The organism is Nocardiopsis sp. SBT366, from assembly GCF_001083815.1.
GTDB lineage: Bacteria > Actinomycetota > Actinomycetes > Streptosporangiales > Streptosporangiaceae > Nocardiopsis > Nocardiopsis prasina.
Genome location: NZ_LAVM01000004.1, coordinates 89,422 through 110,689 on the forward strand (window position 1 = coordinate 89,422; position 21,268 = coordinate 110,689).

Sequence of the window (21,268 nt, forward strand, 5' to 3'; positions counted from 1 at the left end):
CCACGCCAACGGTCGGTGTCCGCTGCCAGGATGCGGCCATGGACACCAGAGCTGACATCCTCCACTCGACCGACTGGTCGAGGACCTTCCACGCCCACGGTCCGGCGACCGACGCACCGGAGATCCTCGCTGGTCTGCTCTCCGAGAAGGAGGAGGAGTGGTCGAAGGCGCTTGGCTACCTGAACGGTGCGATCCTGCGCCGGGGGACCGTCTACCCGGCCACCCCGCCCGCGGCCCTGTTCGTCGCCAGCCTCCTGGCGGACCGCGTGGGAGACCTCCCGGTGTCGGAACCGTGGGGTGAGGCGGCCGGTGCACCCTCCGATCCGCTCCGCCCGCGCCTGCTCGGGTTCCTCGCCGACGTGGCCCGCGCGGTCACGGAGGCATCCGCCGGGCGTTCGGTCGCCGAACTGGTCGAGCTGGCGGACCCGGGGGAGCGCCGGGACGAACTCGACGCGCTCCTGTCCCGGAGGGCCGACCGCGACGCGGAGGGTGACGGGGATCCCTGGGAGGACCCGCTCCTGGACACCCTGTTCCACGCCGCCCTCCGGGACCTGCACCTGGCCGCGCCCGCGCTCCTCGGGGCGGTGCGGCCGCTGCTCACGCACGCGGACGGTCGGGTGCGTCAACAGGCGGTGACGGCCAGCGGCGCGCTGAGCCGCCTGGGGGACGCACCGGAGGTGGACCTGTCCGGCGCCGCCGACCTCGCCGAGAACCGGGACCAAGGAGCGGCGATCGTGCTCGCCCTGGTGGAGGGCGGCGGGGACACCTCCGCCTTCCTCACCCATCCCGACCAGGCCATTCGTGCCTGCGCCGCGCTTTCGGAGCACCTGGGGGATGATCCCGTCGCCCTCGGAGAGCTCCGGGCGGCCCTGGCCGATCCGAGCGGCGCCGACGCCTGGTTCCAGGACCGCCCCGGCTTCTTCCCCGGCCGCGTACGGTTCTCGCTGGTGGCCGCCCTGGTGGACCGCTCCGGCCCCGAGGACGCGGCCGACCTCCTCCCGGCCTTCCGGGCCCTGGCGGCGGTGGCCAGCGTGTTCACCTCCGAGTCCGACCTGAGCGGTCTGCTCCGCCTGGCCATGGGAGTCAGGGAGGGAACGACCGTGCCCGAGGTCGTGGACCCCACCGACCTCCAACGCGCCTACCTCACGGCGGTGGTCGACAACGACCGGCTCTGGGCCACGCACGTCGCCGACCTCACCCTCGTCCTTCACGGGCTCGGCCTTCCCTCGGACCGAGGGGCCTTGGCGGCCCTGGCCGCGCACCCCTGACCGCCCGTCCGGGAGGGCCCGCGTCGCTCCAGGCGGGACGACTTCCGTCTGCCGGTGGTGGGGAAGGAGGGGATGGAGGGGTGCATGGTGCACTTGTCCGACAGCGTCCGTTTCGGTGGAGATCGTGGTGACCACCTGTGGCCACGACATCGCCGAATCGACACCACCGTCGGGCGGGCCGTGATGGGATGGCGGCCATGACCACGACCACGACCAGTACCCCCACCCGGCCCAGCGCGGCGGCGGAACTCATCGCTGACTTCGTCTCGACCGGCGGCAGCCTCACTGATCGCGCCGACCTGGCCCGGTTCCTGAGGGAGCACCGACTCGTCACCGAGGGCGCCATCACCATCACCCTCGCCGACCTCGACGAGGCCATCACGCTGCGCGACGGGATCCGCGCCCTGCTCGACCGGGAGAGCGCCCCCGACCCCGAGACCCTGGGTCGTGCCCAGAAGGTCCTGGACGGGCTGCGCGTCACCGTGCGGTTGGAGCCCGCCGAACAGGCCGAGTCCCCGCTGGCGCCCGCCGTCGTCGACGAGGTCCGCCGCGGACTCGCACGCATCGCCGGCGCCTGGGCCGCCGTCCTCGCCACGGGGGAGTGGCGCCGCCTGCGCCTGTGAGCCCCGACCGTCCCCGGCCACGCCCGGCCGGGGCGGTCCGGGCTCAGCCGAACAGCGCTGCCAGCGGTCCCCTCCGAGGACGCTGCGCCCGACGCCGCTCCAGGAATCCCTCCCACTGCGCGGTCACGTCCTCCAACCTGTAGTCGGAGGCCGAGGCCAGCGCCTGGGTGCCCATGCGGTGGCGTTCCTCCCGGTCCGCCACCAGGCGGTTGAGCGCCGCCCCCAGCGCCTCGGTGTCCTGGGGCGGCACCAACAGGCCGTTGCGGCCGTGGTCGATGATCTCCCTGGGGCCGTGGGGGCAGTCGAAGCTCACCGCGGGGACCCCCACGGAGAACGCCTCGATGATGGTCATCCCGAACCCCTCGACCCGCGAGCTCACCGCCAGCATCGAGGCCTTGGACAGCTCGCCGAGCATGTCGGTGGTCCGGCCCATGATGCCGACGTTGTCCTCCAGGCCCAGCCGCCGCACCGTCTCGCGCAGCTCCTCGTCCCGGTCGCCGCCACCGTGGATGTGCAGCCGCCACTGCGGATGCTCCGCCACCACGTGGGCGAACGCCTCGACCAGCAGCGGGTACTGCTTGACCGGGGAGAACCGTCCGGCGGCCGCGATGATCGGCTCGTCCAGAGTGGACCGGGGCGGCTCACCCGGCTCCAGCGCGTTGGGCAGGGCGGTCAGCCATCCCTCGGGCGAGCCGAGCAGCTCCGCGTAGGCGGCGCGGTCGGTCTCGGTGAGCACGCTCAGCCCGCCGAGCTTCGGGTACACCTTGGTGATGGCCTTGCGCACCTTGGTGTTGTGCTCGCCCAGGTTGAGGTGCTCCTGGCCGATGGTCAGGACGCGCGACGGCGCCCACTCGGCCAGGAGCAGGTTGATCCCTGGGCGGGTCCCGATCACCACGTCCGCCTTGGTGGTACGCAGGTAGCGGCGCAGACCGGTGACCGCTTCCGGGGTGTAGTTCTTGTTCCGGCGCCGCTCGGGTTCGGGCACGATCCGTTCGGCCTGTTCGTGCCAGTGGTCCATGACCCGTTTTCTGGGAAGTCTGATGCGCGACTCGTCCGTGTCGTCGCTCAGCGGAACCAGGCTCACGTTCTCGTCGGGTGTGAAGAACGGTTTCCGGCGTTTGCGGACCAGGCTCACGATCTCGACCTCATGGTGTGCCGACAACCCCCGTGCCAGGTTGTGCACGGTCCGTACCGTGCCACCCATGGCGTAGCCGTTGGCGATGACGAAGGCGATCCTCACAAGTAGCCCCAGACCCCACCCCGCGCGGTCGGGACGGGCGCTTGTCCCAGGCCTCGGAGGACGGCGGCCCCACCCGGTCCCGGAGAGCGCGTACCCCCGTAACACGCACTCCGGGCCCCTGGCCCAGTTCCCCCGATCCGCGAGCCATCATTCGCAAGATAGCTATATCGGCATAAAGGCGCGGTAACAGAAAAGCTGGACTTCCAGACGGGTCGGAGTCCCCTCGGAGTCAGCTGTCGTCGCGACGGCGCAGGTAGCGCTCGAACTCCTTGGCGATGGCGTCGCCGGTGGCCTCGGGGAGGTCCACCGTGTCCTTGGCCTCCTCCAGCCCGCGCACGTAGGAGGCGATGTCCTCGTCCTCGGCGGTGAGGTCGTTGACACTGGCCTCCCAGGAGACGGAATCCTCCGGCAGGTCTCCCAGAGGGACCTCGGTCTCCACGAAGTCCTGGACCCAGCCCAGGAGGGCCAGCGTCGCCTTCGGGCAGGGCGGCTGCGCCACGTAGTGCGGGATGGCCGCCCAGAGCGACACGGTCTCCACGCCCACGGCACTGAACGTCTCGTGCACGGCGCCGACGATCCCGGTCGGCCCGGAGTAGGTCGCGGCCTCCAGGCCGTACCGGGTGCCCAGCTCCGGCGGCGAGCACATCCCCGTCACCGGGATGGGGCGGGTGTGCGGTGCGTCGGCCAGCAGGGACCCCAGGATCACGGCGCGCCGGACCCCCAGCTCACGGGCGATGGCCAGCAGGTCAGCCGTGTAGGAGCGCCAGCGCATGTTCGGTTCGGGCCCGCTGACCAGGACGACGTCGCGGCGCGCACCCGGCGGGCGGACCACCCGCACACGGGTGGTGGGCCACTCCATCTCGGTCAGCGTGCCCTCGGTCACCGTCATCCTCGGCCGGGTGACCTGGAAGTCGTAGTAGTCGTCCGGGGCCAGGGCGCACAGCTCCGGGGCGTCCCACTGTTCGGACAGGTGCGACACGGCGAGGCTCGCGGCCTCACCGGCGTCGTTCCATCCCTCGAACGCCGCCACCATGACAGGCTCGACGAGCTCGCGGTCGAGCTGGATCATGGACGGCCCCTTCCTGAACGCGGACCACACCACCCTATGGGGTGCCGAGGTGAGCGAGAAACCGTTGTCCTGGGACGGTCGACGCTGGCCTCAGGCGCAACTTTGGGACGCCTGTCTCACGTGGCGAAACGCCGATGAGGTAGCCTCGCGACCAGCGACTGACCGGGACACACCGCTGTCCCCGGACGCCGACCCCGCCCCGCCCCGCGCCGTGGGTCCGCCCAGCGCCGCAGGTCCCCGTGCCAAGCATCACCGGGATCGAGCTGGGCTCCCGCGGGGCCCCGAGACTAGAGTTGCTGAACATGAGAGATCGACGGACGTTCCGTGAAGCACTGTCCCAGCGAGTCATCGTCGCGGACGGGGCGATGGGCACCATGTTGCAGGCGCACGATCTCGACCTCGACCAGTTCGAGGGCCACGAGGGCCTCAACGACATCCTCAATCTGACCCGGCCCGACATCGTCCGGGACACCCACGCCGCCTTCTTCGAGGCCGGTTCCGACTGTGTGGAGACCAACACCTTCTCCGCCAACTACGGCGGCCTCTACGAGTACGGCATCGAGGACCGCACCTACGAGATCGCCGAGGCCGGGGCGCGCATCGCCCGCGAGGCCGCCGACGCCCACTCCACCGCCGACCAGCCCCGCTACGTGCTGGGCTCGGTCGGTCCCGGAACCCGGCTGCCCACGCTGGGCCACGCCCCCTACACGTTCCTGCGCGACTACTACGAGCGGACCGCGCACGGGCTCATCGACGGCGGCTCCGACGCCATCCTCATCGAGACCTGCCAGGACCTGCTCCAGGTCAAGGCCGCCGTGGTCGGCGCCAGGCGGGCCCGCGCGGCCCTGGGTCGGGACGTGCCGATCATCGCCCAGGTCAGCATCGAGACCAACGGCACCATGCTCATGGGCTCGGAGATCGGCGCCGCCCTCACCTCCCTGGCCCCGCTGGACATCGACGTCATCGGCCTCAACTGCTCCACCGGTCCCGCCGAGATGAGCGAGCACCTGCGCTACCTGTCGCACCACTCGCCCATCCCCATCTCGGTGATGCCCAACGCGGGCCTGCCCGAGCTGGGTCCCAACGGGGCGGTCTACAACCTCTCCCCGGCGGAACTGGCCGACGCCCACGACACCTTCACCGCCGAGTTCGGGCTCAGCCTGGTCGGCGGCTGCTGCGGCACCACCCCCGAGCACCTGCGCCAGGTCGTCGAACGGGTCCAGGGCCGGGGCCTGAAGACCCGCAGGCCGCTGGTCGAGGCGGCCGCGTCCTCCCTGTACCAGAGCGTCCCCTTCCGCCAGGACTCCAGTTACCTGGCGGTCGGCGAGCGCACCAACGCCAACGGCTCCAGGAAGTTCCGTGAGGCCATGCTGGCCGAGGACTGGGACGCCTGCGTGGAGATCGCCCGCGACCAGATCCGCGACGGCGCCCACGTGCTGGACCTCAACATCGACTACGTGGGCCGCGACGGCGTGCGCGACATGCGCGAGCTGGCCTCGCGCCTGGCCACCGCCTCCACCCTGCCGCTCATGCTCGACTCCACCGAGCCCGAGGTCCTGGAGGCCGGGTTGGAGGCCCTGGGCGGGCGCGCGGTGGTCAACTCGGTCAACTACGAGGACGGCGACGGCCCCGACTCCCGCTTCACCCGCATCATGCGGCTGGCCCAGGAGCACGGTGCGGCCGTGGTCGGCCTGTGCATCGACGAGGAGGGTCAGGCCCGCACCGCCGAGTGGAAGGTCCGGGTGGCCAGCCGCCTGATCGACGAGATCACCGGCGACTGGGGGCTGAACACCAGTGACATCGTCATCGACTGCCTCACCTTCCCCATCACCACCGGGCAGGAGGAGACGCGGCGAGACGGCATCGAGACCCTGAACGCCATCCGCGAGCTCAAGGCCCGCTACCCGGAGGTGCAGACCACTCTGGGTCTGTCCAACCTGTCCTTCGGCGTCAACCCGGCCGCGCGGATCGTGCTCAACTCCGTGTTCCTGCACGAGGCCGTCCAGGCGGGCCTGGACTCGGCGATCGTGCACGCCTCCAAGATCGTGCCGATCAACCAGATTCCCGAGGACCAGCGCAAGGTGGCGCTCGACCTCGTCTTCGACCGGCGTGAGGGCGACTACGACCCCCTGTCGGAGTTCATCGACATGTTCCAGGGCGTCGACGCCAAGGCCATGAAGGCCTCCCGCGCCGAGGAACTGGCAGCCCTCCCGCTGTGGGAGCGCCTGGAGCGCCGGATCATCGACGGCGAGCTCACCGGCATCGAGGCCGACCTCGACGAGGCGCTGGCCGAGCGCCCGGCCCTGGCCATCGTCAACGACACCCTCCTGGAGGGCATGAAGACGGTCGGCGAGCTGTTCGGCTCCGGGCAGATGCAGCTGCCCTTCGTGCTCAAGTCCGCCGAGGTCATGAAGAACGCGGTCGCCTACCTCGAACCGCACATGGAGAAGAGCGACGACGACGGCAAGGGCCGCATCGTGCTCGCCACCGTCAAGGGCGACGTCCACGACATCGGCAAGAACCTCGTGGACATCATCCTGTCCAACAACGGCTACGAGGTGGTCAACCTCGGCATCAAGCAGCCGGTGTCGGCGATCCTGGAGGCGGCCGAGGAGAGGCGGGCCGACGTGATCGGCATGTCCGGACTCCTGGTCAAGTCCACCGTGATCATGAAGGAGAACCTGGAGGAGATGAACTCCCGGGGCATCTCCGAGCGCTTCCCGGTGCTCCTGGGCGGCGCCGCCCTCACCCGCTCCTACGTGGAGCAGGACCTGGCCGAGATGTTCGGCGGCGAGGTGCGCTACGCCAAGGACGCCTTCGAGGGCCTGCGCCTGATGGACACCTTCATGGCGGTCAAGCGCGGCGAGGAGGGGGCCAAGCTCCCCGAACTGCGCCAGCGCCGGGTCCGGCGCGGGGCCACCCTCAAGGTCACCGAACCCGAGGCGATGCCCGCCCGCAGCGACGTCTCCACGACCAACAGGGTGCCCACCCCGCCGTTCTGGGGTGACCGGATCAGCAAGGGCATCCCGCTGGCCGACTACGCCGCCTTCCTCGACGAACGCGCCACGTTCATGGGGCAGTGGGGACTCAAGGCGTCCCGTGGCGGCAACGGCCCCAGCTACGAGGAACTGGTGGAGACCGAGGGCCGCCCCCGCATGCGGATGTGGCTGGACCGCATCCAGACCGAGGGCCTGCTGGAGGCGGCGGTCGTGCACGGCCACTACCCCTGCTACAGCGAGGGCGACGACCTGGTCGTGCTGGACGAGGACGGGACCGAACGCACCCGGTTCACGTTCCCGCGCCAGCGCCGGGACCGGCACCTGTGCCTGTCCGACTTCTTCCGGCCCAAGGAGTCGGGTGAGCTGGACGTGGTCTCCTTCCAGGTGGTGACGGTGGGCGCGGCGATCAGCCGGGCCACCGCTGAGCTGTTCGAGAAGAACGCCTACCGCGACTACCTGGAGTTGCACGGGCTGTCGGTGCAGCTCACCGAGGCCCTGGCCGAGTACTGGCACACCCGGGTCCGCGCCGAGCTGGGCTTCGCGGGGGAGGACCCCGCCGAGCTGGACGCGTTCTTCAAGCTCGGCTACCGGGGCGCCCGTTTCTCGCTGGGGTACGGCGCCTGCCCGGACCTGGAGGACCGTGCCAAGATCGTGCGGCTGCTGGCGCCCGAGCGGGTGGGGGTGTCGTTGTCCGAGGAGTTCCAGCTCGTCCCCGAACAGGCCACCGACGCGATCGTCATCCATCACCCAGAGGCGACATACTTCAACGTCTGACCAGCCAAGGTGTGGGCCCCGCCGATGACGGACACCGGCGGGGCCCTCCCCATGGGGGTCAGCACCACCGCCACCACGCCACGAGTCGAGATGAGCGAATTGAGCACAGTGAGTTCCGAACTGACCGAGACCGACGCCCCGGTGGAACGCCGACTCCAGGCCGTCCTGCTGGACATGGACGGCACCCTCATCGAGAGCGAGCACCTGTGGGGTGAGGCGGAGGCCGAGCTGGTCGCCGAACTGGGCGGCGAGTGGACCGAGGTCGACCACGAGGCCAACGTGGGCAACGCCGCCGAGCCGGTGGGCCGCTACATCATCGAGCTGACCGGGGCGGACCACCTCACCCCGCGCCAGGTGGCGGACATGCTCTACGACCGCTTCCGCGCCAAGCTGGAGGGCGGGGCCGACCTGCGCCCCGGCGCCAAGGAACTGGTGACGATGCTCGCCGAGGCCGGGGTCCCGGCGGTCCTGGTCACCTCCACCGAACGCACCCTGATCGAGACGGCCATCGGCGGTATCGGTCTGGAGAGCTTCGTGGACTCGGTGGCGGGCGACGAGGTGGAGGCCAACAAGCCCCATCCCGACCCGTACCTGAGGGCCGCCCGCCGCCTGGGCGTGGACCCGAGGCGCTGTGTGGCAGTGGAGGACTCGGTGGTGGGGGTGACCTCCGCAGCCGACGCCGGGTGCGTCACCGTCGCGATCCCCAACCACGTCGAGGTCGCACCCCGCGAGGGCGTGGTCTTCAGGGACAGCCTGGTCGGGGTCGACCTGGCGTGGCTGGAGTCGTTGGTCTCCGAAGCCTGAGCAGCCCGTACTCACCTGCGGACTCCCGCCCTCCCCGCGGGGCCAGCCGCCCCGCGGGCGATCGGTCCCTTGGTGACCCGCTCAGGGGTGGGTAGCGTGGGGGAGCGGGGAGAGGCGCCGGGCCGCACGGCTCCGGGCGCCGTCCCCGCCGGTGGACGCCCTAGGGGATCGGCCGGATGTGCGTGGGGACGCGGGATGGGAGACTGGGCGCATGCCTGAGACTTTGAGTGAGAACGTCGGTATGGGGCTGGGGGCGGCCCTGACGGTGGTCGGTTTCGTCATCTCCTACTTCGTGTGGCGGAGGAAGGGCGCGGCCTACGGCCTGCGCGGCGTCGCCTGGTCGCTGTTGCCCGTGATCGCGGGCCTCCTCCTGCTGATGGACGTGGTGTTGCAGTTCGTCCTCGGCGTGCTCGGCATCCTGCTGACCATGGCCTTCAAACTCCAGTCGTGGGTCGGCCTCGGGCTGGCCGTGCTCATGGTGGTCCTGTACGTGGTCTCGGGCTTCATGAAGTCCAAGGGCATCGGGGTCAGGCCCGGTGCGCGGCCCGAGGACAAGGCGCGGGCCAGGACCGAGGGCGGGGACACCCCCGCGGCGGGTGCCGCGCCGGCCCCGGCGGGCCAGGTCGGTGCCCCGAAGCAGGCCAAGGCGCCCGCGGCCGACGACGACTTCGATGACATCGAGGCGATGCTGCGCAAGCGCGGCATCGAGTAGCCCACCCCCTCCGCGACGACGAGGGCGGCCCCGCCAGAGCGGGACCGCCCTCTTTCCGTGCGCGCGGTCGTGTCCGCCAACGCGCACCCCGCCATGTGGCGCTGGACGCACCCCTGCGTGGCGTGGTTCACGTAGGGGAATGCGGCGGACACTCACGGTTTCATAGCACTTGCCATAGAACCCCTGTATCGGGTTGGTTCGCGGTGTTTTGGTCGTATCGTTGGCCGGGCGCGGTTCCGGTCTTGTCCCTGCTCAGCCCCGGTCGTCCGATGAATGCGTGGTTTGCGGTCTTTAGTGGCCATATGGGTTGTTTGTTAGCGTTTGTTACGTTTTGGCTACACAGGCAGACTTTGGACGACGTGCGCTCAAAGGGCGAGTAAATTGGTCGTTGTGTAACATCCCGGGCGGAAAGGTCCGTGGTTGTGCCCAACCTCTCAACGGTTGGGCGCGTCACGTGCCAGTACCGACGAGACGGGCCATCCTCTCGCCCCGTCGGTCCAACGCCCACGCCAGCCAGAGTCGAGAACCGGCCGGCCCCACCGTGAGACCTGGAAGGGTCACCCCCTAGTGGCTCACGCGTGGGATCAGTCCCCTCGGCCAGAAGCATGAGTGGAGAGTGGTGGCCTGATGAGCGCGCCCTCGCATGCCCCTGAGACGACCGAACCGGTCGACTCGGAACCCGGCGCGTCGGCCCCGGGTCGCAGCGACGCCGACAATCGGTCCCTGAGGCAGATCGCCTGGCAACGACTGCGCCGAGACAAGGTCGCCATGGTCTCCGGCCTGGTCGTGATCCTGCTCATCCTGGCCGCGATCTTCGCGCCCTTCCTGGTCAAGCTGTTCGGGCACCCGCCCACCCAGTTCCACCAGGACCTGATCGACCCGAGCCGTCGCGTCCCCTACCTCGACCCCGAGAACCCGGACGCGGGCATCGACCGCTGGGGCGGGATCAGCTCCGACCACCTGCTGGGCGTCGAGCCCACCACCGGTCGTGACCTGTTCAGCCGTATCCTCTACGGCGCCCAGATCTCACTGCTGGTCGCCTTCCTGGCCACGCTGGTGTGCGTGGCCCTGGGCACCCTGCTCGGCATCATCGCCGGTTACATGGGTGGCTGGGTCGACACCGTCATCAGCCGAGCCATGGACATCTTCCTGGCCTTCCCGCTGATGCTGTTCGCGATCGCCCTCGTCGGCGTCATCCCCGACGGCGTCTTCGGACTGACCGGCAACGGGCTGAGAATCGGCGTCATCGTCTTCATCATCGGGTTCTTCAACTGGCCCTACATCGCCCGCATCGTCCGCGGACAGACCCTCGCCCTGCGCGAGCGCGAGTTCGTCGAGGCGGCCAAGAGCCTCGGCGCCAGCAACCGGCACATCCTCTTCAAGGAGATCCTGCCGAACCTGGTCACGCCGATCATCGTCTACTCCACGCTCCTGATCCCCACGAACATCCTGTTCGAGGCGGCCCTGAGCTTCCTCGGCGTCGGCATCAACCCGCCCACGCCGAGCTGGGGCAAGATGCTCTCCGAAGCGGTGCCCTTCTACCAGACGGCGCCCTACTTCATCATCTTCCCCGGCCTGGCCATCTTCATCACCGTCCTGGCGTTCAACCTCTTCGGTGACGGCCTGCGCGACGCCTTCGATCCCCGGACCTCGGACTGACCCGACCCCGAGCGGGGAGGCCCGTCTCCCAAGCCGCTCAGAAGTCCGGTCAACCCATGTTCCGACCATCCCCATACCAGGTTCAGAGAGGTACTTCCTTGATGAAGCGCACCCTCGGATTCGTCGCGCTCGGCGCGGCGGCGTCCCTCTTCCTGTCCGCCTGCGGCGGCGCCGCCACCGGCGGCGGCTCCGACTCGGCCGACAGCTTCGACCTCGGCTCCACCGAGGTCGTCAACGCCTCGGACAAGGCCGGCGGCACGCTCAAGTACGCGCTCGCCGCGGACTTCGACTCCACCGACCCGGGCAACACGTACTACGCGTTCAACTGGAACTTCTCCCGTTACTACGCCCGTACGCTCCTCGCCTTCAACCCCGAGCCGGGCGACAACGCCACCGACCTGATCCCCGACATGGCCGTGGATCTGCCGGAGCCCAACGACGACTTCACCGAGTGGACCGTCAAGATCCAGGAAGGCCTCAAGTACGAGGACGGCACTGCGATCACGGCCCAGGACATCAAGTACGGCATCGCCCGCGCCAACTTCAACGGCGGCGTGTTCACCGAGGGCCCGCAGTACTTCAAGGCCCACCTGGACCAGGACGACCACAACGTCTACGACAACGGTGACGACCCGCTCGCGGGCTTCGACTCCATCGAGACCCCGGACGACCACACCCTGGTCTTCCACCTCAAGGACTCGTTCTCCGAGTTCCCGAACGTGCTGACCCAGCCGCAGACCGCCCCGGTGCCGATCGAGGCCGACCGCGAGGCCCTGTACCAGGAGAACGTCCTCTCCTCCGGCCCGTACAAGTTCGACGGTCAGTACGAGCCCGGCGTCAAGCTGAACCTGGAGCGCAACGAGCACTGGGACTCCGACACCGACCCCGTCCGTCAGGCCCTGCCCGACCGCATCGAGGTCGAGATCGGCGTCTCCCAGGACGAGATCGACGAGCGCCTGCTCAGCGGCGAGATCGACGTGGACCTCGCCGGCACCGGCGTGGGCCCGGCGATGAACGCCCGCCTCCTGGACGACGAGAGCGCCCAGGGCAACCTGGACAACCCGTTCTCCGGCGCCCTGCGCTACGTGAACATCCACCTCCCGATCATCGAGGACGTGGCCTGCCGCCAGGCGATCATGTACGCCGCCGACCGCGACAGCATGTGGCGTGCCTGGGGCGGCGCGACCGGTGGTGACCTCGCCACCACCCTGCTCCCCCCGGCCATCCCGGGCTCCAACACCGACTCGGACCTGTACTCGTCCGCTGACGACAAGGGTGACCTGGACAAGGCCCAGGAGAAGCTCGACGAGTGCGGCGAGTCCGACGGCTTCAAGACCAACATCGCGGTCCGCACCGAGCGTGAGAAGGACGTCCAGACCGCCGAGGCTCTCCAGCAGTCGCTGGCCCGCGTCGGCATCGACGTCGAGATCAAGTCGTTCCCGTCCGGGGACTTCTTCGGCCAGTACGCCGGTTCGCAGGACTACGTCCGTGAGAACAACATCGGCCTGAGCGTCTCGGGCTGGGGCCCGGACTGGCCGACCGGCTACGGCTTCGCCTCCAAGATCACGCACGGCGACGCGATCATGGAGACCGGCAACTTCAACACCTCCGAGCTCGACGACCCCGAGATCAACGGCCTCTGGGACGACGCCCTCAAGACCGAGGACCCGGACGAGCGCGCCGATCTGTACACCCAGATCGACACCCTCGTCATGGAGAACGCCGCCATCCTGCCGGTGGTCTTCGACAAGACGCTGATCTACCGCTCCGACGAGCTCACCAACGCCTACTACCACCCCGCGTACATGATGTACGACTTCATGGCGCTGGGCGTCGACCGGGGCTAGGTCCCGAACTACCAGCCTGAACTAGTACGAGAAGGCAGGTGAAAGCGGCGGGGAGCCCGAGGCGATCCCTCGGGTGTCCCCGCCGCCGACCGCGATGCTGAATTATGTTCTCCGCCGCCTTGGTGCGGGTCTCTTGCTTCTCGCCGTCGTCACGGCGGTGACCTTCTGGATCTTCTACGTCCTGCCCAGGTGGGCGGGCGTCACCCCGCACGGCATGGCGGCGATGTACGTGGGCAAGGCGCCCACCCCGGAGGCGCTCGACGCCACCGTGGAGCGCCTTGGCCTCGACCAGCCCGTCGCGGTCCAGTTCTACGACTTCATCCGCACGCTGCTGCTCGGCCAGGAGTTCACCTTCGGCCGGGAGACGGTGCAGTGCGCGGCCCCGTGCCTCGGGTACTCCTTCACCACGAACTCCCCGGTGCTGCCGCAGCTCCTCGACCGCCTCCCCGTCACCCTGTCCCTCGGCCTCGGCGCCGCGGTGATCTGGGTCATCGGCGGTGTGGCCGTCGGCGTGCTCTCCGCTGTCAAGAGGGGCAGCATCTTCGACCGCCTGGCCATGGGCGTCGCCCTCATCGGCGTCTCCCTGCCCATCTACTTCACCGGTCTGCTCGCCCTGGCCTTCCTGGTCCACGAGTGGGGTCTGTTCCCGGTGTCGCGCTACGTGCCGTTCACCGAGAACCCGGTGGCCTGGTTCCAGGTCATGTTCCTTCCCTGGGTGACGCTGGCGTTCCTGCACGCCGCCCAGTACGCGCGGCAGACCCGAGCGGGCATGCTGGAGACCCTCAACGAGGACTACATCCGCACCGCACGGGCCAAGGGTCTGAGCGAGCGCAAGGTGATCTTCAAGCACGCCCTGCGGCCCACCCTGACCCCCATCGTCACCATCCTGGGTCTGGACATCGGCATGGTCCTGGGCGGCGCGATCCTCACCGAGACGGTGTTCTCCCTCAACGGCGTGGGTGCCTACGCGATCACCTCGATCGTGTCCAAGGACCTGCCCGTCGTCCTGGGCGTCACGCTCCTGGGCGCGGTGTTCATCGTCGTCTGCAACCTGATCGTCGACCTCCTGTACCCGGTCGTCGACCCACGGGTGCGCATCGCCAGGTAGGGCGCGCCGCACACGCCCCAGCGCCGAGCGCTGAACCAGACCAGCTCTACTGAAGGAAATGTGACATGGCCTCGACCGGACCGGCATCGGCTGCCTCTGACGCAGTCGTGCGCGTGGATGACCTGCGGGTGACCTTCCCGACGATGGACGGCGACGTCCACGCGGTGAAGGGTCTCTCCTTCGAGGTGCCCGCCGGTGGCGCGCTGGGCATCGTGGGTGAGTCGGGTTCCGGCAAGAGCGTGACCTCGCTGGCCCTGATGGGTCTGCACCGGGGCAGCCGCGCCGAGATCACCGGGTCCATCGAGGTGGCCGGCCAGGACGTGGTGACCGCGACCGACAGGAAGCTGCGGTCGATGCGGGGCAACGACATCGCGATGGTCTTCCAGGACCCGATGCAGTCGCTGCACCCCCAGTACACGATCGGCAACCAGCTGGTCGAGGCCTACCTGGTGCACCACCCCAAGGCCGGCAAGGCCGCCGCCAGGGAGCGCGCGGTGGAGGCGCTTGACAGGGTCGGTATCCCCGAGCCCGCCAAGCGGATCAACTCCTACCCGCACGAGTTCTCCGGCGGCATGCGCCAGCGCGTGGTCATCGCCATGGGTCTGATGTGCGACCCCAAGGTGCTGCTCGCCGACGAGCCCACCACCGCCCTGGACGTCACCGTGCAGGCGCGCATCCTGGACCTGCTCGACGAGCTGCGCCGCGACCTCAACATGGCGCTGATCCTGGTCTCCCACGACCTCGCCGTCGTCGCCGGTTCCGTGGACGAGGTCGTGGTCATGCGACACGGCCAGGCGGTGGAGCGCGGCGACGTGCGCAAGGTGCTGTCCGCACCCGAGCACCCCTACACGCAGGCGCTGCTGGCCGCCGTTCCGCGCGTGGAGATGTCACGGGCCGAGCGCCGCGCGCAGGACCGGGCCAACCGCGTGGACCGGGAGAAGCGCAAGGGTACCGTCACCAAGCCGGGTGACTTCGAGGCCTTCGTGCCCGCCTCCACCGAGGAGGAGCCGCTGCTGCGGGTCCGGGACGTGGCCCAGCGCTTCAGGGTGCGCGGTGGGACGTGGGGCCGGGCAACCGACTTCTGGGCGGTCAAGGGTGTGAGCTTCGACCTGTACAAGGGCGAGACCCTCGGCGTCGTGGGTGAGTCCGGGTCGGGCAAGAGCACGCTCTCCCGGATGGTCATGCGGCTGCTGGAGCCCACCGAGGGCACGGTGGAGTTCGAGGGCCGGGACATCACGCACATGCCCGAGCGCGGGCTGCGCCCGCTCCGCCGCGACGTGCAGATGGTCTTCCAGAACCCCTACTCGTCGCTGAACCCGCGCCTGACCATCGGCGAGAGCATCGGCACCGCCCTGCGCGTGCAGGGCGAGCGGGACGGGAAGAAGATCCGTTCGCAGGTGCAGGAGCTGCTGGAGCGGGTCGGTCTGGAGCCCAACCACTACAACCGGTTCCCGCACGCCTTCTCCGGAGGCCAGCGCCAGCGCATCGCCATCGCCCGCGCGCTGATCCTCAAGCCCAAGCTCATCATCTGCGACGAGCCCGTCTCCGCGCTGGACGTGTCCACCCAGGACCAGGTGCTGCGCCTGCTCTCGGAGCTTCAGGACGACTTCGGTCTCACCTACATCTTCGTCGCCCACGACCTGGCCGTGGTGCGCCAGGTCAGCGACCGCGTCGCGGTCATGCGCAAGGGCGAGATCGTGGAGATGGGTGACAGCGACTCCGTCTACGAGAATCCGCAGAGCGACTACACCAGGCAGTTGCTCACTGCCGCCCCGGTCCTTGACCCCGACGAGGCCCGTGAACTGCGCGCGGAGCGAGTCGCCAAGCGCGCCGCCGACGCCGCCTAGTCGACAGGACGAGCGCGACGGGGCCCCGGCCACTGGAGGACAGTGGCCGGGGCCCCGTGTTCGTTCCCCGGGACGGGTGCGCCTACACGGGCTTGCGGAGCTCGGTGACGCAGTCTCGGTACTTGTCGACGGTGTACTGGCCCTCGGGGCCCCATGAGGTTCGCTGCCCGGTGACCTCCAGTCCCGCCTCCCGGGCCCAGTCGGCGAAGGCCTCGGGGGAGACGTCGGAGCGGTTGCCGTCGTCGCGCCACCGGCGCTGACTCAGCCAGCGCTGGGCGATCCTGCCGGGGCGGCCCGCCCGGCGGTTCACCGGGGCCAGGCGCAGCGACCAGTCGGGCTTGCCCGCGTGGTGGATCACCGCGCTCGCCCCCGGTTCCAGCACACGCGCGACCTCGCCGAGGTACCCGGAGATCACGTCCGGGTCCAGGTGGACGAAGACGTCGAAGGACCAGACGAACGAGATCGACGCGTCGGGGACCGGGTCCATCGAGTACCCGCGGGTGTGGTGGACGTCGAGACCGTGGTGGCCCTCGAACCGCTCACGGCAGCGGTCCAGACAGCTCTCGTTGACGTCCACGATCCAGACCCGGGTGGAGTGCTCCAGCAGGTGCTCGGTCCAGCGGCCGTGTCCCGGACCGATCTCCAGGGAGGTGCCCCGGGCCGCCCCCGGGGCGAGCAGCTCCTCGACCAGCCCGGCCTTCCACTCCTCGTAGGGCTGACCGCAGTACGCGGCCATGTGGGCCCATTCGTCACCGCTCCGCTCCCAGGTGTGCGTACCTCCCCAGGTCCGGCGATTCCAATCAACGGTGGGCATTTCTCTTCTTCCTCCCGGGGGTGGGTTCCGCGTTCGTGCTGGTGAATCGCCTCGAATCCTATCCCCGCGTGGGATGGGGGTCCTTTTCGGAGAGGGCAGTCGTTTTTTGTCTGGGTTAACGTTGCTTTTTCGGAGATGTTACTTTCGGAGGCTTTTCGATCGCGTGAGAATGCGCTGGCCGTGTGCCGGGAAGGAAACCGGGATGGGTGAACTGGTGTTGGTCAGGCACGGGCAGACCGAGTGGAGCAGGGTGGGTCGGCACACCGGCCGTACCGACCTTCCCCTCACCGAGGAGGGCGAGCGTCAGGCGGGGGCGGTGCGCCCGATGCTGGCGGACCGGGAGTTCGCGCTCGTGCTCACCAGCCCGCTGGGTCGGGCGGTGCGCACCGCCGAACTGTCCGGGCTCGTGGGCGCTGACACCCATCCCGATCTCGTGGAGTGGGACTACGGCGCCTACGAGGGGATCACCACCGCCGAGATCCACCGGGAGACGCCCGACTGGAACCTGTGGACGGACGGGGTGCCGCCGGGGGCGAACGGGTTCCCCGGTGAGGACCCGGAACAGGTGGGCGTGAGAGCCGACCGGGTGCTCGACCACCTCGCCCCGGCGCTGGAAAGGGGCGACGTCGTCCTGGTGGCCCACAGCCACCTCCTGCGCGTCCTGACCGCCAGAAGGCTCGGGCTACCGCCCTCGGGAGGGGCTCTCTTCCGTCTCGACACGGGTTCGGTCAGCTCTCTCGGGACGGAACACGGGCGTCCCGTCCTGACCTCCTGGAACCGTTCCTGGGAGTCCCCGGAATGAGGCATCGAAAAAGGCATGATCGCGAGGAAAAGGCGATTTCGTGTTTTGTGCCCGCCAGTCTTCTGGGTACGGTCCCCGTGGATGGACATCGAAGCGCGAACAGGAAACGTACTCCCGATCCCCCGTCCACGTCCCGCACCCGATGACGGGCCACCTCCCCGCTCGCTCCCGCCCCCTGACCCACGCCACCCCAACCGCCCCGGTCAGTAGACCGGTCCGCCGCCCGTGTCGGCCCCCTCTCCCGGCACGGACGTCCGCTCCACCCGCAGACGCCGGGCCTCCACGGCCATGCGCTCCCGGTCCTCCGGAAACGCGCCCTCCCAGGGACGGTCCAGCGGGAACCAGGCCGCAGGCTGACCGGCCTCCCCACCCAGGGGCAGGGCCCTGTCCAGGACCGTCGTGTAGGCCAGACCGAGAGTCGGCTCCCAGTCCGCGCGGTAGGAGCGCACCCACGCTGCGGTCGGTACGACCGACACACGGGCCCGCAGACCGGTCTCCTCAGCGAACTCCCTGGAGGCCGCCGCCCTGGGGCTCTCACCCGGGTCGACCGAACCGCCCGGGCAGACCCAGTCCCGCCAGCGGTGCCGGACCAGGAGCACGTGCTCGAACTCGCGGTCAAAGGCCCAGACCTCCGCCGAAACCGGGTTCATGTGGGTGTCGAGCGCTCGCACCAGCCACGCGTGCGCGCCATCGAACTCTCTTCGGGCACGACCGGTGTCGCCCAGGACCGCGTCCAGGGACCGCTGTTCAAGGGGATCTCGTCGCATCCCCGCGACCGTAGCGCCCCGGTACGACCCGACCGGTCCACGCACCGGCCGGGCCCATCGAGTGGCGGGCGGCCGTCACAATGGACGTATGTCCAAGCGCCCACGCCTCCAGCCACCCCTGTCCGCCGACCAGCCCTGTCCCTGCGGCAGGACCCGGGCGTACGGCCAGTGCTGTGGGAGGCTGCACGACGGCTCCGCGAAGGCCGCCACCGCCGAGGACCTCATGCGCTCGCGGTACAGCGCCTTCGCCGTCGGCGACGAGGCCCACCTCCTCCGCTCATGGCACCCGGACACGCGCCCGGCCGAGGTCGGGCTGGACCCGGCCACCGAGTGGGTCGGGCTGGAGATCCTCGGTACCGGTGAGGGGACACCGTTCCACAACGAGGGCACCGTCGAGTTCCGCGCCCACTACCGGGAGGACGGCCAGGCGGGGCTGGTGCACGAGCACAGCCGATTCCTGCGCCACGACGGCGCCTGGGTCTACCTCGACGCCCTGTAGGGCCGGACACCGGACGGCCGTCGGTGCGACACGGTAGGAAGGAACCGTGAACACCCCCCGACCGACCGGAGCCTGACATGTCGTCCCACACCCCCGAGACCAGCGGCATCCCCGACCCGGTGCGTCAGGGCGAGACACTGGAGTCCATCGCCGCGAGCCTGGCCGCGATCATGCCGGAGAACTGGCAGAACGTGACGTACGGGTTCTGGCGGGTGGGGGGCTTCTCCCACGAGGACGTGGTCGCGGCGAGCACCGACGGCTCGGTCCTGGAGTTCCCCCCGCCTCCGGAGGCCACGCAGGGAGCCCTGGCCCTGAAGGACCTCTTCCACGAGGCGGGGAAGGGCACCTGGCTGTCCATGACGCTCTCGCTCGAGGCCCCCGGGAAGTTCCGCGCCGAGTACAACCACGACACCGACCCCGGTCTCCCCGAGGACGTCGCGCCCGTGGCCTACCTCCAGGAGCTGCGCCGCTACCCCCGGGGCGAGGACACGCTGCCGCAGTGGTGGAGCGCTCAACTGCAGCGCGCCCGGCCGGAGGATCTCGACCGGCTGTACGCGGACTTCGGCGCTGACCTGGCCGCCGCCTGCCGGGAGGTCGGCCTGAGCGCGGAGCACACACCTCCCACCAGCGTGAGTCTGCAGGTGCCCGGGATCGGCGCACTCCCGGACAGCGACCTGCGGGAGACCTTCGAACGAGCGGCCGTCAGCTCCGCCGAGGCCAGGTCCGGGATCGCCGCGAGTGTCGCGAACCACCTGTTGGACAGCGCGCGGGAACAGGGCATCCTCTCCGCCCTGACCGCAGACGGCGCCGTGGTGGTGTCCGCGCTCCGTCACGCCTTCCACGAGGTCGGCGCGCAGGCCTCCTTCCAGGGAATCAACACCCTGGTCGTCCAGCTCCCCGACGGCCCGAGTATCAGCACGGACATCGGTTCCTTCCGCTCCGGGGTGGAGGGGGCCACCCCCGAGCAGGTCAACCAGCACGCCTCCGCGTTCGCCCGCGCCGCCCTCGAACAGTTCGCCCAGGCCACGCGGAACAACCAGGCGGTGAGTACCCCCGCCTCCGGGCGGTTGAAAGTCCGGCTCTACCCTGCCAGCGCCTTCCCCGAGGACGTACCGGAACAGCTCCTGGCGCGGGAGATCGCCCCCGGCCTGTGGCAGACGGTGGTCATCGACAGCCCCGAGTCACTCCAGCCGTTGTCGCGGGTGACCCACGAGCGGTCCGGACGCCCCGACGCCGAGGTCTTCACCGAGGCCGTCGCCAGCGCGCTGGAGGAGCCCGTGGAGGCGAGCGAACACGAGCTCAGCGGGGCGAGGATCGTTCACCTCGGCGCCCAGCACCCGTACGTCGCGGCGCAGGCGCACGCGCTGGACCGGTTCGTGGGTGAGGCCCCGCACGGTGTCCTTGTGGCCTTCCCCGTACCCGAGGTGATCCTCGCCCACCCGCTCGGTCAGGGACACCCGATCGCGGGGATGGACCACCTGGGCCAGCTCGCTCAGCGGTTCGTCGAGGACGCCGAGAAGCCGATCAGCCCGCAGCTGTACTGGTGGCACCCGGGGTCACGGGACCGCGCCCTGGGGGAGCCGCTCGACCTGCGACCGGTTGGGATGACCCTCGACCACGAGACCAGGTCGGTCACCCTGCACACCTCGGACGACGAGTTCGTCCCCCTCGTCGACTCCCTGGCGCGTCGGGGCTGAGACGCGGGCCCGGCGGTCAGCGCCGTTCGCGCAGGCGCCGGGCCAGCTCGCCCGCCCGGGAGGCGGTGTCCGGATCGGGGTGATGGCGGGACAGGGCATCGAGGACGGGGAGGGTGTCCGGGTGCGCTCTCAGCCGGACCGGATCCGGGTCCTCCAACACGGTCCGCTCGACGTCCGGGGTGCCCTGGGCGGACAGGAACTCCGGCAGGTCCGCGTTGTCGGGGGTGATCGCCGCGGCGATCATGTCGATCACCACCCACGGTCCGTGCTCGCCCAGGACCCGGTCGATGCCTCGCTGCGTGAGCATTCCCGAGGAGAGCAGGACCACCGCCGCCATGCTGGCCACAGCGGGGCGCGGTGAGTACAGCAGGGAGCGCAGCTCGGGTTCGAGTTCGGAACTCGTGGTGTTGAGGACCTGGGTGCCGACCCAGCGGCGCAGAGCCACGCCGGGCCCGTGGACGACCGCGCTGATCTGCCGCAGCGCCTCGGCGGGACCGCGCCGGTCCAACCAGGGCCCGGCCTCGGAGAGCCGTTCCTCGACGGGCAGTACCGACAGCGCGTCCAGGAAGCGCGCGGCGCTGGCCTCGGCGAGGGTGTCCACCAACGGGGCGTGGATGCCCACCTCCAGCAGGAGCTGGCGTACCCCGTAACGGCCCAGCGCGGTGAGTTCGACGGTGCAGTGGCCGTGACCGTCCGGCCCCGTGGCGTGGGTGGGGCGGTGGTCCAGGGCGACCGCCCC

At 69.9% G+C, this 21,268-nt stretch carries 16 protein-coding genes and 1 pseudogene; 12 read left to right on the plus strand and 5 right to left on the minus strand.

Annotated features, from left to right (window positions below):
• The first annotated feature begins 38 nt into the window (after positions 1–38).
• Positions 39–1,268 carry a hypothetical protein gene (locus tag ADX84_RS02195; protein ID WP_049566526.1) on the plus strand — a complete coding sequence of 410 codons (1,230 nt, stop codon included), beginning with the start codon at positions 39–41 and terminating at the stop codon, positions 1,266–1,268.
• Between the two features lie 197 nt (positions 1,269–1,465).
• A complete protein-coding gene (locus ADX84_RS02200; protein WP_049566589.1) occupies positions 1,466–1,891 on the plus strand; it encodes an ABATE domain-containing protein in 426 nt (141 codons plus the stop codon).
• A 43-nt stretch (positions 1,892–1,934) separates the two neighbouring features.
• Here ADX84_RS02200 and ADX84_RS02205 read toward each other — a convergent pair whose 3' ends face one another.
• Together ADX84_RS02205 and ADX84_RS02210 are read right to left on the minus strand one after the other, a co-directional pair.
• On the minus strand, positions 1,935–3,131 hold the full coding sequence (locus ADX84_RS02205; protein WP_049566531.1) for a glycosyltransferase family 4 protein: 1,197 nt from the start codon (positions 3,129–3,131) through the stop codon (positions 1,935–1,937).
• 229 nt (positions 3,132–3,360) lie between these two features.
• Entirely contained in the window at positions 3,361–4,200 is an 840-nt protein-coding gene (locus ADX84_RS02210) for a PAC2 family protein (RefSeq protein ID WP_049566533.1), read from the minus strand.
• Positions 4,201–4,502: 302 nt separating this feature from the next.
• Here ADX84_RS02210 and metH point away from each other — a divergent pair, with 302 nt between their 5' ends.
• The 7 genes from metH (at position 4,503) to ADX84_RS02245 (ending at position 15,950) form a co-directional block, all read left to right on the plus strand.
• Complete coding sequence (gene metH, locus ADX84_RS02215) at positions 4,503–7,973, plus strand: methionine synthase (RefSeq protein WP_082206257.1); 3,471 nt, start codon at positions 4,503–4,505, stop codon at positions 7,971–7,973.
• Between the two features lie 90 nt (positions 7,974–8,063).
• On the plus strand, positions 8,064–8,777 hold the full coding sequence (locus ADX84_RS02220) for an HAD family phosphatase (RefSeq protein WP_049566593.1): 714 nt from the start codon (positions 8,064–8,066) through the stop codon (positions 8,775–8,777).
• A gap of 241 nt (positions 8,778–9,018) precedes the next feature.
• Positions 9,019–9,489: a hypothetical protein gene (locus ADX84_RS02225; RefSeq protein ID WP_049566538.1), complete on the plus strand. Its 471-nt coding sequence runs from the start codon at positions 9,019–9,021 to the stop codon at positions 9,487–9,489.
• 627 nt (positions 9,490–10,116) lie between these two features.
• Positions 10,117–11,148, plus strand: coding sequence for an ABC transporter permease (locus ADX84_RS02230; protein ID WP_049566541.1), 1,032 nt, complete (start codon positions 10,117–10,119; stop codon positions 11,146–11,148).
• A gap of 98 nt (positions 11,149–11,246) precedes the next feature.
• Positions 11,247–12,995, plus strand: a complete 1,749-nt coding sequence (locus tag ADX84_RS02235) for an ABC transporter substrate-binding protein (RefSeq protein WP_049566544.1) — start codon at positions 11,247–11,249, stop codon at positions 12,993–12,995.
• Positions 12,996–13,089: 94 nt separating this feature from the next.
• Positions 13,090–14,103 carry an ABC transporter permease gene (locus ADX84_RS02240; protein ID WP_049566548.1) on the plus strand — a complete coding sequence of 338 codons (1,014 nt, stop codon included), beginning with the start codon at positions 13,090–13,092 and terminating at the stop codon, positions 14,101–14,103.
• Positions 14,104–14,168: 65 nt separating this feature from the next.
• The gene (locus ADX84_RS02245) at positions 14,169–15,950 is read left to right on the plus strand and encodes an ABC transporter ATP-binding protein (RefSeq protein WP_049566552.1); all 1,782 of its coding nucleotides are present in this window, start codon (positions 14,169–14,171) and stop codon (positions 15,948–15,950) included.
• Between the two features lie 82 nt (positions 15,951–16,032).
• Here ADX84_RS02245 and ADX84_RS02250 read toward each other — a convergent pair whose 3' ends face one another.
• On the minus strand, positions 16,033–16,764 hold the full coding sequence (locus tag ADX84_RS02250; RefSeq protein ID WP_082206253.1) for a class I SAM-dependent methyltransferase: 732 nt from the start codon (positions 16,762–16,764) through the stop codon (positions 16,033–16,035).
• A 202-nt stretch (positions 16,765–16,966) separates the two neighbouring features.
• Here ADX84_RS02250 and ADX84_RS02255 point away from each other — a divergent pair, with 202 nt between their 5' ends.
• Positions 16,967–17,566, plus strand: a complete 600-nt coding sequence (locus ADX84_RS02255; RefSeq protein WP_049566557.1) for a histidine phosphatase family protein — start codon at positions 16,967–16,969, stop codon at positions 17,564–17,566.
• A gap of 203 nt (positions 17,567–17,769) precedes the next feature.
• Here the strand turns inward: ADX84_RS02255 and ADX84_RS02260 are convergent, their stop codons facing one another.
• Positions 17,770–18,333: an NUDIX hydrolase gene (locus tag ADX84_RS02260; RefSeq protein ID WP_082206254.1), complete on the minus strand. Its 564-nt coding sequence runs from the start codon at positions 18,331–18,333 to the stop codon at positions 17,770–17,772.
• A gap of 88 nt (positions 18,334–18,421) precedes the next feature.
• On the opposite strand from ADX84_RS02260, the gene ADX84_RS02265 reads away from it, so the two are divergent.
• Both ADX84_RS02265 and ADX84_RS02270 read left to right on the plus strand, forming a co-directional pair.
• Positions 18,422–18,832 (plus strand): YchJ family protein, encoded by a 411-nt coding sequence (locus ADX84_RS02265; protein ID WP_049566560.1) that lies wholly within the window; start codon positions 18,422–18,424, stop codon positions 18,830–18,832.
• Positions 18,833–18,909: 77 nt separating this feature from the next.
• Entirely contained in the window at positions 18,910–20,529 is a 1,620-nt protein-coding gene (locus ADX84_RS02270) for an antitoxin YezG family protein (RefSeq protein WP_234003819.1), read from the plus strand.
• A 16-nt stretch (positions 20,530–20,545) separates the two neighbouring features.
• Here the strand turns inward: ADX84_RS02270 and ADX84_RS26520 are convergent.
• Positions 20,546–21,268, minus strand: a pseudogene (locus ADX84_RS26520) (hypothetical protein); the annotation flags it as partial.

Coding starts and splice junctions, on each gene's coding strand:
- ADX84_RS02225 (WP_049566538.1), top strand. CDS start 9,019: ATGGGGCTGGGGGCGGCCCTGACGGTGGTCGGTTTCGTCATCTCCTAC.
- ADX84_RS02240 (WP_049566548.1), top strand. CDS start 13,090: ATGCTGAATTATGTTCTCCGCCGCCTTGGTGCGGGTCTCTTGCTTCTC.
- ADX84_RS02260 (WP_082206254.1), bottom strand. CDS start 18,333: ATGCGACGAGATCCCCTTGAACAGCGGTCCCTGGACGCGGTCCTGGGC.
- ADX84_RS02195 (WP_049566526.1), top strand. CDS start 39: ATGGACACCAGAGCTGACATCCTCCACTCGACCGACTGGTCGAGGACC.
- ADX84_RS02255 (WP_049566557.1), top strand. CDS start 16,967: ATGGGTGAACTGGTGTTGGTCAGGCACGGGCAGACCGAGTGGAGCAGG.
- ADX84_RS02200 (WP_049566589.1), top strand. CDS start 1,466: ATGACCACGACCACGACCAGTACCCCCACCCGGCCCAGCGCGGCGGCG.
- ADX84_RS02245 (WP_049566552.1), top strand. CDS start 14,169: ATGGCCTCGACCGGACCGGCATCGGCTGCCTCTGACGCAGTCGTGCGC.
- metH (WP_082206257.1), top strand. CDS start 4,503: ATGAGAGATCGACGGACGTTCCGTGAAGCACTGTCCCAGCGAGTCATC.
- ADX84_RS02220 (WP_049566593.1), top strand. CDS start 8,064: ATGAGCGAATTGAGCACAGTGAGTTCCGAACTGACCGAGACCGACGCC.
- ADX84_RS02265 (WP_049566560.1), top strand. CDS start 18,422: ATGTCCAAGCGCCCACGCCTCCAGCCACCCCTGTCCGCCGACCAGCCC.
- ADX84_RS02270 (WP_234003819.1), top strand. CDS start 18,910: ATGTCGTCCCACACCCCCGAGACCAGCGGCATCCCCGACCCGGTGCGT.
- ADX84_RS02230 (WP_049566541.1), top strand. CDS start 10,117: ATGAGCGCGCCCTCGCATGCCCCTGAGACGACCGAACCGGTCGACTCG.
- ADX84_RS02250 (WP_082206253.1), bottom strand. CDS start 16,764: ATGCCCACCGTTGATTGGAATCGCCGGACCTGGGGAGGTACGCACACC.
- ADX84_RS02210 (WP_049566533.1), bottom strand. CDS start 4,200: ATGATCCAGCTCGACCGCGAGCTCGTCGAGCCTGTCATGGTGGCGGCG.